The sequence below is a fragment of the Pseudomonas sp. 24 E 13 genome (assembly GCF_900004715.1).
Classification (GTDB): Bacteria; Pseudomonadota; Gammaproteobacteria; order Pseudomonadales; family Pseudomonadaceae; genus Aquipseudomonas; species Aquipseudomonas orientalis_A.
The window spans coordinates 79,532-93,501 of the sequence record NZ_CVTO01000102.1 but is presented as its reverse complement, the minus strand read 5'-3'; the positions used below and the strand labels follow the sequence as shown (position 1 = coordinate 93,501).

At 56.2% G+C, this 13,970-nt stretch carries 12 protein-coding genes and 4 tRNA genes; 11 read left to right on the top strand and 5 right to left on the bottom strand.

The window, feature by feature from the left end; genetic code table 11:
• Positions 1-134 precede the first annotated feature (134 nt).
• The 5 genes from clpB (at position 135) to BFP90_RS09210 (ending at position 3,483) form a co-directional block, all read left to right on the top strand.
• Positions 135-2,699, top strand: coding sequence for an ATP-dependent chaperone ClpB (gene clpB, locus BFP90_RS09230; protein ID WP_065887998.1), 2,565 nt, complete (start codon positions 135-137; stop codon positions 2,697-2,699).
• A gap of 370 nt (positions 2,700-3,069) precedes the next feature.
• Positions 3,070-3,145: transfer RNA gene (locus BFP90_RS09225), tRNA-Asn, on the top strand.
• Positions 3,146-3,154: 9 nt separating this feature from the next.
• A tRNA-Pro gene (locus BFP90_RS09220) sits at positions 3,155-3,231 on the top strand.
• A gap of 5 nt (positions 3,232-3,236) precedes the next feature.
• Positions 3,237-3,312 (top strand) — tRNA-Lys (locus BFP90_RS09215).
• 94 nt (positions 3,313-3,406) lie between these two features.
• Positions 3,407-3,483, top strand: a tRNA-Pro gene (locus tag BFP90_RS09210).
• Between the two features lie 152 nt (positions 3,484-3,635).
• On the opposite strand, the gene BFP90_RS09205 is transcribed toward BFP90_RS09210, so the two are convergent.
• The gene (locus BFP90_RS09205) at positions 3,636-4,223 is read right to left on the bottom strand and encodes a TetR/AcrR family transcriptional regulator (RefSeq protein ID WP_065896505.1); all 588 of its coding nucleotides are present in this window, start codon (positions 4,221-4,223) and stop codon (positions 3,636-3,638) included.
• Positions 4,224-4,358: 135 nt separating this feature from the next.
• Here BFP90_RS09205 and BFP90_RS09200 point away from each other — a divergent pair, with 135 nt between their 5' ends.
• Together BFP90_RS09200 and BFP90_RS09195 are read left to right on the top strand one after the other, a co-directional pair.
• Positions 4,359-5,390 (top strand): NADP-dependent oxidoreductase, encoded by a 1,032-nt coding sequence (locus BFP90_RS09200; protein WP_065896504.1) that lies wholly within the window; start codon positions 4,359-4,361, stop codon positions 5,388-5,390.
• Positions 5,391-5,519: 129 nt separating this feature from the next.
• Complete coding sequence (locus BFP90_RS09195; protein ID WP_065896503.1) at positions 5,520-5,966, top strand: GNAT family N-acetyltransferase; 447 nt, start codon at positions 5,520-5,522, stop codon at positions 5,964-5,966.
• Between the two features lie 117 nt (positions 5,967-6,083).
• On the opposite strand, the gene BFP90_RS09190 is transcribed toward BFP90_RS09195, so the two are convergent.
• Genes BFP90_RS09190 through BFP90_RS09180 form a run of 3 tightly spaced genes read right to left on the bottom strand, consistent with a single transcriptional unit; the run spans position 6,084 to position 8,299 of the window.
• Positions 6,084-7,382: an NAD(P)/FAD-dependent oxidoreductase gene (locus tag BFP90_RS09190; RefSeq protein ID WP_065891873.1), complete on the bottom strand. Its 1,299-nt coding sequence runs from the start codon at positions 7,380-7,382 to the stop codon at positions 6,084-6,086.
• Positions 7,383-7,442: 60 nt separating this feature from the next.
• Complete coding sequence (locus tag BFP90_RS09185; RefSeq protein ID WP_065887994.1) at positions 7,443-7,616, bottom strand: DUF3094 family protein; 174 nt, start codon at positions 7,614-7,616, stop codon at positions 7,443-7,445.
• A gap of 53 nt (positions 7,617-7,669) precedes the next feature.
• The gene (locus BFP90_RS09180; RefSeq protein ID WP_065887993.1) at positions 7,670-8,299 is read right to left on the bottom strand and encodes a DUF1780 domain-containing protein; all 630 of its coding nucleotides are present in this window, start codon (positions 8,297-8,299) and stop codon (positions 7,670-7,672) included.
• Between the two features lie 301 nt (positions 8,300-8,600).
• Here BFP90_RS09180 and BFP90_RS09175 point away from each other — a divergent pair, with 301 nt between their 5' ends.
• The 3 genes from BFP90_RS09175 (at position 8,601) to BFP90_RS09165 (ending at position 11,866) form a co-directional block, all read left to right on the top strand.
• Complete coding sequence (locus tag BFP90_RS09175) at positions 8,601-9,515, top strand: LysR family transcriptional regulator (protein WP_065896502.1); 915 nt, start codon at positions 8,601-8,603, stop codon at positions 9,513-9,515.
• Between the two features lie 330 nt (positions 9,516-9,845).
• Positions 9,846-10,958 (top strand): ornithine cyclodeaminase family protein, encoded by a 1,113-nt coding sequence (locus BFP90_RS09170; protein ID WP_065896501.1) that lies wholly within the window; start codon positions 9,846-9,848, stop codon positions 10,956-10,958.
• A 17-nt stretch (positions 10,959-10,975) separates the two neighbouring features.
• Positions 10,976-11,866 (top strand): DMT family transporter, encoded by an 891-nt coding sequence (locus BFP90_RS09165; RefSeq protein ID WP_065891876.1) that lies wholly within the window; start codon positions 10,976-10,978, stop codon positions 11,864-11,866.
• Positions 11,867-11,904: 38 nt separating this feature from the next.
• Here the strand turns inward: BFP90_RS09165 and BFP90_RS09160 are convergent, their stop codons facing one another.
• Positions 11,905-12,903, bottom strand: a complete 999-nt coding sequence (locus BFP90_RS09160; RefSeq protein WP_083203193.1) for a fatty acid desaturase — start codon at positions 12,901-12,903, stop codon at positions 11,905-11,907.
• Between the two features lie 315 nt (positions 12,904-13,218).
• Between BFP90_RS09160 and BFP90_RS09155 the strand changes: the two genes are divergently transcribed.
• Positions 13,219-13,908 carry an energy-coupling factor ABC transporter permease gene (locus BFP90_RS09155; RefSeq protein WP_065896499.1) on the top strand — a complete coding sequence of 230 codons (690 nt, stop codon included), beginning with the start codon at positions 13,219-13,221 and terminating at the stop codon, positions 13,906-13,908.
• Positions 13,909-13,970: the final 62 nt, after the last annotated feature.

Below are 13,970 nucleotides of genomic sequence, written 5' to 3'. Positions count from 1 at the left end.
CTGTCCTGATCTGTATCAACCATCCACTGCTTGAATCCCGCAGAATCCACCCCATCTATAGGGGTATCTGGCAGGTTTCTTCATTCAGGATGTGTTTGTTCATAGCTCCGGCCTGCTCAAAAGGAAGGTGACTAATGCGTATTGATCGTTTAACCAGCAAATTGCAGTTGGCCTTATCGGACTCCCAGTCCCTGGCCGTCGGTCTCGACCACCCGGCGATTGAACCGGCGCACTTGATGCAGGCGCTCCTCGAGCAGCAAGGTGGTTCTATCAAACCCTTGTTGATGCAGGTGGGCTTTGACGTCAACAGCCTGCGCAAGGAGTTGAGCAAAGAGCTCGACCAACTGCCGAAAATCCAGAATCCCACCGGCGACGTGAATATGTCGCAGGACCTGGCGCGGCTGCTGAATCAGGCCGACCGCCTGGCCCAGCAGAAAGGTGACCAGTTCATCTCCAGCGAACTGGTGCTGCTCGCCGCCATGGACGACAACAGCAAGCTCGGCAAGTTGTTGCTGGGCCAGGGCGTAAGCAAGAAAGCCCTGGAAAACGCCATCAACAACCTGCGTGGCGGCGAGGCGGTGAATGACCCCAATCACGAGGAATCGCGCCAGGCCTTGGATAAATATACCGTTGACCTGACCAAGCGCGCCGAAGAGGGCAAGCTTGACCCGGTCATCGGCCGTGACGACGAAATCCGTCGCACTATCCAAGTGCTGCAGCGTCGCACCAAGAACAACCCGGTGCTGATCGGTGAGCCTGGCGTGGGTAAAACCGCCATCGCCGAGGGCCTGGCCCAGCGCATTATCAATGGTGAAGTGCCGGACGGGCTCAAGGGCAAGCGCCTGCTGTCCCTGGACATGGGCTCGTTGATCGCCGGCGCCAAGTTCCGTGGCGAGTTCGAAGAGCGCCTGAAATCCCTGCTTAATGAATTGTCCAAGCAGGAAGGGCAGATCATTCTGTTTATCGACGAACTGCACACCATGGTCGGCGCGGGCAAGGGCGAGGGGTCCATGGATGCCGGCAACATGCTCAAGCCTGCCCTGGCGCGAGGCGAGTTGCATTGCGTCGGTGCGACCACGCTTAACGAGTACCGCCAGTACATAGAAAAGGATGCGGCGCTTGAGCGACGTTTCCAGAAGGTCCTGGTGGAAGAGCCCAGCGAAGAAGACACCATCGCCATCCTGCGTGGCCTGAAAGAGCGCTACGAGGTTCACCATAAAGTCGCGATTACCGACGGTGCGATCATTGCGGCGGCCAAGCTGAGCCATCGCTATATCACTGATCGCCAGTTGCCCGACAAGGCCATCGACCTGATCGACGAAGCGGCCAGCCGCATCCGTATGGAGATCGATTCCAAGCCGGAAGTGCTCGACCGCCTGGACCGTCGCCTGATTCAACTGAAGGTCGAATCCCAGGCGTTGAAAAAAGAAGAGGATGACGCGGCGAAGAAACGCCTGGAGAAACTCCAGGAAGAAATCGTGCGCCTGGAACGCGAGTATTCGGACCTCGAGGAAATCTGGACTTCGGAGAAAGCCGAGGTGCAGGGCTCTGCGCAGATCCAGCAGAAGATCGAGCAATCACGCCAGGAACTGGAAGCCGCGCGCCGTAAAGGCGACCTGAACCGCATGGCCGAGTTGCAGTACGGGGTAATCCCGGACCTGGAACGCAGCCTGCAGATGGTCGACCAGCATGGCCACAGCGAGAATCAGTTGCTGCGCAGCAAGGTGACCGAGGAAGAAATTGCCGAGGTGGTCTCCAAGTGGACCGGTATTCCAGTGTCGAAGATGCTTGAAGGCGAACGCGACAAGCTGCTGAAGATGGAGAGCCTGCTGCATCAGCGCGTGATCGGTCAGGAAGAGGCGGTGGTGGCGGTGTCCAACGCGGTGCGGCGTTCCCGCGCCGGGTTGTCCGACCCGAATCGCCCGAGTGGTTCGTTCATGTTCCTTGGGCCTACCGGCGTGGGTAAGACCGAGCTGTGCAAAGCCCTGGCTGAATTTCTGTTCGATACCGAAGAGGCCATGGTGCGCATCGACATGTCCGAGTTCATGGAGAAACACTCGGTGGCTCGCCTGATCGGCGCCCCACCAGGCTACGTGGGCTATGAGGAGGGCGGTTACCTGACCGAAGCCGTACGGCGCAAGCCCTACTCGGTGATCCTGCTGGATGAGGTCGAGAAGGCGCACCCGGATGTGTTCAACATCCTGCTGCAAGTGCTGGAGGATGGTCGCCTGACCGACAGCCACGGACGCACGGTGGATTTTCGCAACACGGTGATCGTGATGACCTCCAACCTGGGCTCGTCGCAGATCCAGGAGCTGGTGGGCGATCGCGAGGCACAGCGGGCCGCTGTCATGGACGCGCTGACCACCCACTTCCGGCCGGAATTTATCAACCGGGTGGACGAAGTGGTGATCTTCGAGCCGTTGGCGCGGGATCAGATAGCCGGCATTACCGAGATCCAGCTCGGACGCCTGCGAGCACGTCTGGCCGAGCGCGAGCTGGCCCTGGAGCTGAGCAGCGAGGCGTTGGACAAGCTGATTGCGGTGGGCTACGACCCGGTATACGGCGCGCGGCCGTTGAAGCGTGCGATCCAGCGCTGGATCGAGAACCCGCTGGCACAGCTGATCCTGTCGGGCAGCTTTATGCCGGGCACCAGCGTCGAGGCGACGGTGGAGAACGACGAAATCGTCTTCCATTAAGCCCTGCGGCCAGTGCGATAAGAGGAGGCCCCGCATTGCGGGGCCTTTTTTTTCGATAGGGCGTTGAACTGTAAGGCAAAGGCTTGTAAAGTGCGCCCCGCAGCAACGTCAGCCCACGGGTTTCTTCTCCCCAAGAAGAAATCAGAAAGAAGCGCAAATCATTGTCTTAAAAGCAATTTAAAGGGTTGACAGGGGTTTTTAAGATTGTAGAATAGCGCGCCTCAGAGACGCTAACGTAGCGATACGGACAGGGTCGAAGAGAAGCTACACAGCGGTAAATGTTGTAGTTTGAAATATGTTGTACTTTGAAATATGTTGTACTTTGAAATATGTTGTACTTTGAAATATGTTGTACTTTGAAATATATAGTTCCGTGATAGCTCAGTCGGTAGAGCAAATGACTGTTAATCATTGGGTCCCAGGTTCGAGTCCTGGTCACGGAGCCAATTTCAAACCGGGGTATAGCGCAGTCCGGTAGCGCGCCTGCTTTGGGAGCAGGATGTCGGGAGTTCGAATCCCCCTACCCCGACCATATTTGGGTCGTTAGCTCAGTTGGTAGAGCAGTTGGCTTTTAACCAATTGGTCGTAGGTTCGAATCCCACACGACCCACCATTTTTGAGACCAGTTCACGCTGGAATCAGATCTTAAGATCAGAGGCCAAAAGCGCTGATCGAAGAAGGCGACTGAAAGGTCGCCTTTTTATTACCGGGGTATAGCGCAGTCCGGTAGCGCGCCTGCTTTGGGAGCAGGATGTCGGGAGTTCGAATCCCCCTACCCCGACCATATTAAAAATCCTCGTATCGAAAGATACGGGGATTTTTTTTGCCTGCGTGAAACTCAGGACCGATTGAAACACTGTGGGAGGGGCGGTGCGACGATTCGACCCGCCCCCGATTACACCAGAAGAACTACCTGTGATGCTTGCCCGCCAAACGCTATCGCAGCAACCCCGATAGCAAAATACGAAAGCTGGCGATTGCCTGTGTCGATGCCTTGTGTGGATCCGCCGCGCCAGCGATCCACAGAGAAGCATTCAACGCTGCACCATTGACCAGATAGGCAGTGGCCTGTGCATCTACCGGTTTGACCACGTTCTGGTCGATCAACGCTTGAATGCTACGCATAGTGCTGGCCAGGCAGGCGCTCTGGCTGGCCGTCCGCGCCGGATCGCCAAGGACCGCAGGGCCATCCAGCAGAACGATACGTTGAATTTCCGGGTTAAGTGCCAGCTTGATCCATTCGACACTTTCCTCTACGAACCCCTCCCAAGGCGTACTGGCCTGTTCTACAACTGCACGCAGGTGCGCAGAGGACTCTTCGTCTATCTGGGCAATAACGGCTTCCAGCAGGCCTTTCTTACCGCCGAAGTGGTGGTAGAGCGCACCGCGTGTCAGTTCGGCATCCGCTGTCAGATCCTCCATGGCGGTCTCGGCGTAGCCCTTTTCTGCAAAGGCTTTGCGGGCTGCAGCGATCAACTTGCTGCGTGTTGACGCAATCATATCCGCACGTTTTTGTCGCGCCATCAGGCTCTCCTTATCAATCACGGGTGCATTGACATGCAGTGCGTATGTTAATACATTAATTACATACACTTTGTATGTGAGTGCGGCGAAAGCTGCCCACCGGATCATTTGGTCAACCTGAGCGGGAGAAATGTAATGACAACGCTATCGAATCAGCAGGTCGTGCTGGCGGCGCGCCCGGATGGGGACCTGAAGCCATCCGACCTTCGCCTTGAAGATGTCGCAGTACCCATACCAGGCGAGCGCGAAGTTCTGCTGGAGACCATTTACCTCTCCATTGACCCCTATATGCGCTGGTGGATGAGGGCGGAAAAATCCTATAACGAGCCTATCGAGATCGACCAGGTCATCGTCGGCGCCACGGTGTCCCGGGTGAGGGAGTCCCATCATCCTGATTGGCCAGTCGGTGCGTGGGTATTGGCTTTTTCCGGGTGGAAACGCTTTGCCATTTCAGATGGCAGCGACCTGCGTCAACTTGATCCAGACCTGGCACCGCCTTCCACCGCATTGGGCGTACTGGGAATGACAGGTTTCACGGCCTATGCGGGTTTGCGCAACATTGGCAAGCCCAATCCCGGTGAAACCGTAGTGGTTGCTGCTGCGAGTGGCGCGGTCGGCTCTATGGTCGGACAAATCGCCCGCCTGCGTGGCGCTCGAGCGGTAGGCATTACTACCGGTGCGAAAAAGCTCGCCTACCTGAAGGACGAGCTGCATTTCGATGCAGTCGCCGATTACAACGCGCCGGACTTTGCAGAACAACTGGCCAACGCCTGCCCGGACGGCATTGATGTGTACTTTGAAAGCGTCGGCGGAAAAATCTGGGATGCTGTACTGCCGCTCTTGAATACTTACGCTCGCGTTCCTGTCTGCGGGATTATTTCTCAATACGAGAAACCGTCCGGCGCTCAGGAAAGCATTGATCGTCTATCCAATACGATGGCGCAGATAATGAGCAAGAGCCTTACTCTGCGCGGTTTCATCCAGACGGAATACGCTGAAGAGCAAATGGCAGATTTTCTCGAGGAGGCGGTCCAGTGGATCGCCGACGGCAAGTTGAGTTATCGCGAGCAGATTACCCATGGGTTGCATACAGCGCCGCAAGCCTTGATTGACCAACTCAAGGGACGTAATTTTGGTAAAACGATTGTTCAGCTAGGCGAGCCATAACGTGCCCGCCAATGGAGTGATGGGCTGCGTAATTCTTTTTCAAAACGTCCAGTGTTTTGAAGGGAAGCATCCAGGATGGGAAGTTGCAGATAACAGCTTGGCGGTATAGAGCGCCTTAAGGACAGCGATATGATCCGGTTAGCCGAAGCAAGTGATGAGTTCGAGATCAGGCATTGCGCTGAACAAGCCTACGCGCGTTATGTGCCCGTGATCGGGCGCAAGCCAGCCCCGATGATCGCCGATTTCATCACGCAGATAGCGGCCGGAGTGGTCTATGTTGCGCTTGACGATCAAGCCAGGTTTCAGGGCTTTATTGTGTTCTATGTCAAGGACGGGTATTGCCTATTGGAGAACGTGGCAGTCCTCCCGAGCGCAGCCGGGCGGGGGGTTGGAAGGGCGCTGATCAGCTTTTGTGAAAAAACCGCCAGCGCGCGCGGTGTGAACGCCGTTCATCTCTATACCAATGCGAAGATGGCAGACAACCTCTCGATATATCCCAAGCTTGGTTATGTAAAAGTAGCTGAGCGCACGGAGTATGGTTTCGATCGCGTTTACTTCGAAAAAAGCCTTACATAACTAGGCGCGTCTTGCCTGAGGCTGGTTCAGATGGCGATTCTGCGCGAGGTAGGTGGGGGCTTCACCGCCGTCTGTAGGAGCGAGCAAGCTCGCTCCTACCCCATTTGTTTTATCTTGTCAGTGCAGTTTCAGGCGCGGCTCGGTGCCGCGTCCGATCTTGCTGCCCAGCATCAGCATCGCCGTGCGGAAAAAGCCATACAGCGCCATCTGGTGCATACGGTACAGCGACACGTAGAACATCCGCGCCAGCCAGCCCTCGAGCATCACACTGCCGGTCAGGTTACCCATCAAGTTACCCACGGCGGAAAAGCGCGACAGCGAGATCAGCGAGCCGTAGTCGGTGTATGTGTAGGTCGGCAGCTCCTTGCCTTCAATCCGCAGCTTCAGCGACTTGGCGAGCAATGAAGCCTGTTGGTGAGCGGCTTGCGCGCGTGGCGGCACATTGCGGTCGGTGCCTGGTTGCGGGCAGGCGGCGCAATCGCCAAAGGCAAAGATGTTTTCGTCGCGGGTGGTCTGCAGCGTCGGCAACACCTGCAGCTGGTTGATGCGGTTGGTCTCCAGGCCATCGATGTCCTTGAGAAAACCCGGTGCGCGGATCCCGGCAGCCCAGACTTTGAGGCTGGCCGGAATCACCTGGCCGCTGCTGGTGATCAGCGCGTCGGCGGTCACTTCGCTGACGGCCGAGTTGGTCAGCACGGTCACTCCGAGTTTCTCCAGAGTCTTGTGCACCGGCCCGCCAATCCGCTCCGGCAGCGCGGGCAATACCCGTGGGCCGGCTTCGATCAGGGTGATGTGCATGTTTTCCGGCTTGATGCGGTCCAGGCCATACGCCGCCAGCTCATGGGCGGCGTTATGCAGTTCGGCGGCCAGTTCAACACCGGTGGCGCCGGCGCCGACGATGGCGACGCTGATTTGTTCGACCGTGTCGGTCTGCCCGGCGTGGGCGCGCAGGTAATGGTTGAGCAACTGCTGATGAAAGCGCTCGGCCTGTTTACGGGTGTCGAGGAACAGGCAATGTTGCGCGGCGCCCTCGGTGCCGAAATCGTTCGTGGTGCTGCCCACTGCAATGACCAGGCTGTCGTAGCCCAGGACGCGCGCAGGCACCAGTTCCCGGCCTTCTTCGTCGAGGGTGGCGGCCAGTTGGATTTTCTTTTGTTCGCGGTCAAGCCCGCTCATACGCCCCAGTTGAAACTCGAAGTGGTTCCATTTTGCCTGGGCGACGTAATTGAGTTCGTCTTCCGAAGAGTTCAGCGAGCCGGCCGCCACTTCGTGCAGCAACGGCTTCCAGATATGCGTCAGGTTGGCGTCCACCAGCGTGATGCTGGCTTTGCCGCGTTTGCCCAGGGTCTTACCCAGGCGGGTCGCCAGCTCCAGGCCGCCGGCACCGCCGCCGACGACAATAATACGATGGGTCATGGGGATATCTCGCAAGGCTAAAAGAAATCGGAGCAGTTACCCCCGCGAGCGCCAGGCAGCTCATAGCGTCAGGTAACTCAAAAGGCGGCTCAGCAAACCGAGCCCGATCACCACCACCAGCACCACACCAAGGAGCAGCCACGGCCTGAAAGGCTTGCGCTCGACTCTGTGCTGGGAGAGTTGCAGGTACTCTTCGACATGCTGTTGGTCATCGGGTTTCAGGCGGCTGCTCATAAAGGCCTCGTCAGGTAGACGTTGCAAAAGGGCGTCACGTTACAGCCTGTGGATCAAAGGCTGATGCCCACATCGAACACTATGCTGCGGCCCAGGTTGTTGCGCAAGAAATCCGGCGCGTCCGGATGAGCGAACAGCACCCGCGCAAAGGTCGGCCCCACCAGTGACAGGGAGCGCCAGCCCTGGCGCAGATATTCGGTGGGCGGCGGAAAGTGGCTGTTGAGGTCCAGCACTTCGCGCTTGAGGCTGGCGAAGGCGATGAGGTCCAGCTCCCCCAGGTCCATGCCGCGTTCCTTGTAGTTGTGCGCTTTCTTGCGCAGTGTCGGTGCCAGGCGCAACAGGAACTCATGGGCGGGAATGCGTCTTGGCTTGGCTTCGCGACGCACCAGTTGGCTCAAGGAGAAAGCGCTGCGCCTGCGCAGCAATTCGTCGCGCCATTCGTCGTTCAGGCGGCGGCCTTCGTCCAATACAAAGAACACTTCAAAACTGGCGTCGCGAAACAGCACGTCCGGCGGCTCGGTGCCTGCGGCGTGGAACTCTTCGGCGCGATAGGGCACGTTCAAGCCTTGCAGCAGGCGCTGGCAGACCCAACGCTCACGCTCCCATTTGCGGGCATTGGACAGGAATGCGTTGGCTTGTTCGGCTGCTACGGTGAGCAAGCGCAAATAATCTGAGTCATCCATCTGCCTAGCTTAGCGTTCAAATGATGACCGCAGGAAGACTCGCTACGACACTGGAGACGTCTGGGAGGCGATGTCCCAGCTGCGCGGCGATGGTGCGGCGCATTGGCGCAAGTATTCAGGCGCTACATCATGCACTTAAACAGTGCGCGAAGTTGCATGAGAGATAAAAGACTGCCACGAATATCGCATAACGGCGTCCAGGCGTTTGCTATCAAGTGAATTTGGGTAAGTCTAGGCAACACAGGCGGCTTGGGTTAGAGTCGAAACAGTGAATTTTCTATGGATAGATAAGAAGCGCCCCATGAAGACCCCGCCACTTAATGCTGTAAAAGCGTTTGAAGCAGTCTCCCGGCATTTAAGTGTAACTAAGGCCGCAGTGGAGCTATGCGTCACTCAAGGGGCCGCCAGCCAGCAGATCAAGAACCTTGAAAACTACGTAAACTGCCCACTGTTCATTAGGGATGCCAAGGGCCTGACGCTGACTGACGCCGGACAGCGGCTCGCTGGCGTTGCGCAGAAAGCACTGGGCGAATTGGCCGCTGTCGCCGAAGAAATTATCGGGACTCAAAGGACCACTCTTTCTATCTCCGCCCCGCCTTCATTTGCCGTTAAGTGGCTCATTCCAAATTTAAACAAGTTTTACGAACAACATGTGGATCTCAATGTTGTGATTGATGCGTCTTGCGAAGTGAGGAGTTTTCGCAGCGATGGTATCGATGCGTCCATCAGGTTCGGCAAGGGTGAGAATCCTCCACCCAACAGCACGGTGCTCGGCTGTTCGGATATTATTATTGTTGGAAGCCCTGCCTATATAAATAAATCACCGGCGATCAATCATTACGCCGATCTGTATGATCACAAGTTAATCAGTTACGAATCAAAAACTGAAGACCACAGGAAACTTCATAAAAGCTGGAGGGGCGTCTTCAGTGAGCTAGGTTTATCCCTGGACCTCAGCAAGACTGCGTTGATCTTTACCGAGGGGCATATGGCGTTAACGGCGGCCATTCATGGACAAGGATTGGCGTTAATAGAATCCATCCTGGTCGAACATGAGTTACGCAGCGGTCAGTTGGAAAAAGTCTTGGGCACTCGCTTTTCCGGCGATAATTGCTATACCTTTCTGAAACCTGAGTACTCTCAGAAAATGCAGGCACTGGAAAAGTTTGAAGCCTGGTTGACCCATTCACTCGCCGGTTCGCTAAGAAGCTTGTAAAACTTGGGCCGCAGCGCAGACTATTAGCCACCCGGTTCGCTGCTGTTTGCCCTTTAGTAAATCTAATACCCCCTGAAGAAATACTCCATCGACTCTGTTCCAAGAGTCTCGTATTTTTTGAAACAGACGTAGGCTTGATTAAATAGCCTTTGACTCATCTCCGTGATCGCCCGAAGCAAATTGTGTCAACAGTGTGCGGGTATTCATGCCGTACACGCACATTCCTCTATTTAAAAATAACGTTCGGCGGTTTCGTCGAATCAATAAATAAACAGCATTTGGCGCCCGCCTGATTCTGAATCAACTTTCCAAACCTATAGGAGCGACACCGTGGCACAACGAGCAACCATTATCCTCTCGGAGGAAAATATCGGTCAAATCGCCGCCGCAGTCGGCCTCGACACCTTAATGGACGAAACGATTGCCAGGTTACGTCAGGCGCTTACGCTTTTTGGCAATGGTGAAGTGGAGATCCAGCCGCGTACCGGGTTTGTCTATGAAACGCCGGAAATGGGCCTGATTGAATTCATGCCTGCTTACCGACGCGATAAGAACGTTGCGCTCAAAGTGGTTGGCTACCACCCGGGCAATCCCTTCAATCGTGGCATGCCGACGGTCATGGCGACCAACTCCTTATACGACGTCAGGGACGGTCACCTTATCGCTGTAGTTGACGGCGTATTCGCGACAGCGGTGCGGACGGGTGCGTCATCGGCCGTTGCGTCAAAATTGCTGGCTCACCCTGAAAGTAAAACTCTGGGGCTGATTGGCGCAGGCGCCATGGCCGTGACCCAGGCCCATGCGCTGAGTCGAATCTATGATTTTGATGCGGTCTTGGTACACGACATAGATCCGAGCGTAGAGGCTACGTTCGCCAAGCGCGTCGCCGCCTTGGGCATCACCCCGACCATTGTTTCCAAGGAAAGGGTTCTGGCCGAGTCCGACATCATTTGCGTGGCGACCTCCATCGGGCTTGATGCCGGGCCGGTTGTCCACGCGGGCGGCATGAAGCCGCATGTGCATATCAATGCCGTAGGGGCCGACACACCCAGAAAATATGAGCTATCGACGCAATTGCTGAAAAGCTCGTTCCTGGTGCCTGATTATCTGGAACAGGCGTTGAACGAGGGTGAGTGTCAGCAATTGACTGAAGAGGAATACGGTTGCATCGGTCCTGAATTACACAGGATCGTCAAAGCGCCGCAGGACTATGCGCATTACCAGATGAAGCCAACCATTTTCGACAGCACCGGCGTTTCGTTGGCGGATCAGATCATGACTGAAGTCTTGATCGACCAGGCGCAGGCGCTCGGACTGGGCCAACGCATTCTGATTGAAGCCGGATGTGATGACCCGATGAACCCTTACCGCTTTTCGAATTTCACCCACGGTCTGCATGTGGTTGAAAGCGCAGCACCCGATCGTTCCATAAAGTCAGCGTGAGTGAGAAAGGACAGGCCATGAGCAGCGTGCATGCAGTCGATCGAAAAACACTTTACGTCGCCGTCTGCTTTGGGCTCCTGTCAGCGCTCATCTGGGGCGCCTGGCCTGTCCTTTCCCGTTTTGGTGTGCAAAAAACGCTGTCGGCTTATGACATAGCCGCCCTGCGTTTCATGGTGGCCGGGCTGATCCTGCTGCCTTTTGTCCTGAAAAAAGGAACCGGAACCCTCGGTTTGCCGAAGACGCTGGTTCTTACGGTGGGCCAGGGTATTCCCCACGTACTGCTTGGCATCATCGGACTGGCTTATGCGCCCGCCGGACATGCCGGTGTGCTTATTCCCAGTGCGATGATTGCGGTTTCCACTCTCGGAGGCTGGTTCATACTGCGCGACCGCCCAGCGAAAGCCGTTCTCATCGGAATTCTGGTGGTCATGGCGGGGGCAATGCTCTCGGGCTGGCGGAGTATGACGGACAGTGGAGGGCAGGTCTGGCTGGGGGATCTGTTGTTTATTGCAGCCGGCGCGTTATGGGGGGTTTATACCATTGCTTCGCGCGCGTGGGATGTCGATGCCTTTCAGGCGACAGCGCTGGTATCCGTAGTATCCATGCTGCTGTACCTGCCTCTGTATGTTCTTTGGGGAACACCGGGCATTCTTGCTGCTCCGTTGTCCGAAATCGTGTTCCAGGGACTGTTTCAAGGCGTGTTTGCCGCCATTGTCGCGCTGCTGTTCTATACCAAGGCGGTGACCGTGCTGGGGGCGACACGCGGCTCCATTTTCGGTGGGCTGGTCCCGTGCATCGCCAGTGTGCTGGGAATCTTCGTCCTTTGCGAAGTGCCCAGCACACTTGAAGTCGTCGGCGTAATCCTGGCGAGCGCAGGGATGATCTATGTCTTCGGATATCGAAAATAACCTGTGCTTGAAGCAACGCCGTCAGCCATGGCGGACGGTCATTGACCGGCGCGGTTGAATGGCTTGAGCTCGCCGGACATGACCTTGCGATAAAACGTCCAATAATCCGGCTCGATCACCTCCATGCTGGCACGAGAGCAGTCATGTAGCGTCTGGCAACGCCCCATGGGTACGCTCGCCAGACTGTGGTGGGCGGTGTGCAGGTTGTTTGCGTTTGTATACCAACGGGCCAGCCAGGATGCCTCGATGCTTCGGGTGTTCCTGTTGAAGTTCGGTTCGGTGTAGGCATCCAGGCCGAAATGCTCCGGTAGTTCGATCAGGTAGTGGGCGGGCTCGGCGATCAGCACCATTGGGATGAGCCAGGCCAGTACCAAAAACCATGAGCCGGTCAATAAAGTGAAAGCGATCGCCGCAGCGACGATGAACAAATACGCACAATATTCCTGTCTCGTCTGCTTTTGCGCTTTGCTGTCTTCTACATCCTGCAGTGTTGCTCCGGTGATGCTTTTAAACATGAGCGCGCCCACGCGCATGAATCTGCCTGGATTGATGGCGGCACTTGCCAACTTCCAGGGGCTGTCCATGCCTTTTTCCGGGTAATTGAAAAACTCACTGTTTTGTGGAGTGCCCAGATGCCGGTGATGGCGAAGATGATGATATTTATAGTGGGAAAAAGAGTTGAGCATGAACAGGCCACAGATAAATCCCAATCCCCGGTTCAATTGTTGTGATTTAAAGGCGTGCCCATGCAGCAGTTCATGTTGCAGCTCGGTAAAGTGAGCGTAAACCAATCCCAGGATGATCATGCTTAAGGCTTTGGCGTACCAGGGCAGATCAACCGCGCCATTTTCTTCGAGCAGCAGTGCGGTCATGGCGAGTGCAATAATCAATGCCGCGTTGATATAAATGAGCGAGGTGCGTACCGGTGTTCGTCTCATCAGTGTGTTTTTTAAAGTCGTATCAAGTTTCGGTGCGCCGCGGTCACTCGCTAGCACGTGCTTATCGATCAAAAGCGGGTAAGTAATGCTGTCTGTCATAGATGCGCCCAGTACTCACAAGAGGTCTTGTTTTCCTGCTCCTTCGATTGGTTTAAAAGACCTCAAGGTTTTATTTGAAGGGGACAGCGGCTGCAATGCAGTAATACTACGGCTGGTATTAGTTTCTCTATCGATCAACAGCGCACTGCAGTGCCTGTTTTTTCCGTGCCAGCTTCTAAACGGTTTACTCGGCAACCCGAACGTTGGCGATGTAGACTGACTATCCGGCAATGACTCTGGACACAAGACGTTTATGCGCAGGATCGACGCAGCCAGGCCCATGAAAGGTCGCGAGTCGCTGAGGCAGGTGAAACGGTGATCGCCTCGACGGTACTGGCGCCGCAAACGCTCGGCATCGGCTGGTTGTTGTATGCCCCGCTGGTGATCTGGGCGATTGTGCGTGCGCCCTGGGTCGAACTGTTTGCCGACCGACGTCGCCAGCATTTGCTGTTCGGCACGGTGTTCGCGCTGTTCATGTTGTGGCTGGTGCGGCGGGATTTCGATACGGGCGTGTCGTACCACTTTATTGGCATGACCGCGGTGACCCTGTTGCTGGATTGGCCGCTCGCAATCGTCGGTGGGGTGGCCGCGCAGTTGGGGTTGGTATGGCTGGGGCGTCAGGACCTCGCCGCTGTCGGCGTCAATGGCCTGTTGTTGATTGGCCTTCCGGTACTCATCACTGAGCTTTGCGCGCGACTCGTGGAGCGGGCGCAACCGCGAAACCCCTTCGTGTATATCTTCTGTTCCGGTTTTTTCGCTGCGGCGCTGTCGGCGTTGCTTTGCCTGTTGGTCGGCCTGGGGTTGCTGTGGTTCGATGGTCGATTTGAAATGCCGCAATGGCTGGAGGATTTCGTCGGCTACCTGTGGCTGATCATCTTTCCCGAAGCGTTTATCAACGGCATGGTGATCAGTGCCCTGGTGGTGTTTTGCCCGGAATGGCTTGAGACTTTCAACCGCACCCGCTACCTCTCGGCGCCGTGGAAGGATGACGATTCAGCGCGTTGATCCAGATCAAAAAGGTGCCGAGCGCACAGGCCCATGCTCTGCGAAATTTCAGGAGCACCAAT

Excerpts from the sequence above, each read along its gene's own strand:
- clpB (WP_065887998.1), top strand. The coding sequence starts at position 135 with ATGCGTATTGATCGTTTAACCAGCAAATTGCAGTTGGCCTTATCGGAC.
- BFP90_RS09205 (WP_065896505.1), bottom strand. The coding sequence starts at position 4,223 with ATGGCGCGACAAAAACGTGCGGATATGATTGCGTCAACACGCAGCAAG.
- BFP90_RS09200 (WP_065896504.1), top strand. The coding sequence starts at position 4,359 with ATGACAACGCTATCGAATCAGCAGGTCGTGCTGGCGGCGCGCCCGGAT.
- BFP90_RS09195 (WP_065896503.1), top strand. The coding sequence starts at position 5,520 with ATGATCCGGTTAGCCGAAGCAAGTGATGAGTTCGAGATCAGGCATTGC.
- BFP90_RS09190 (WP_065891873.1), bottom strand. The coding sequence starts at position 7,382 with ATGACCCATCGTATTATTGTCGTCGGCGGCGGTGCCGGCGGCCTGGAG.
- BFP90_RS09185 (WP_065887994.1), bottom strand. The coding sequence starts at position 7,616 with ATGAGCAGCCGCCTGAAACCCGATGACCAACAGCATGTCGAAGAGTAC.
- BFP90_RS09180 (WP_065887993.1), bottom strand. The coding sequence starts at position 8,299 with ATGGATGACTCAGATTATTTGCGCTTGCTCACCGTAGCAGCCGAACAA.
- BFP90_RS09175 (WP_065896502.1), top strand. The coding sequence starts at position 8,601 with ATGAAGACCCCGCCACTTAATGCTGTAAAAGCGTTTGAAGCAGTCTCC.
- BFP90_RS09165 (WP_065891876.1), top strand. The coding sequence starts at position 10,976 with ATGAGCAGCGTGCATGCAGTCGATCGAAAAACACTTTACGTCGCCGTC.
- BFP90_RS09160 (WP_083203193.1), bottom strand. The coding sequence starts at position 12,903 with ATGACAGACAGCATTACTTACCCGCTTTTGATCGATAAGCACGTGCTA.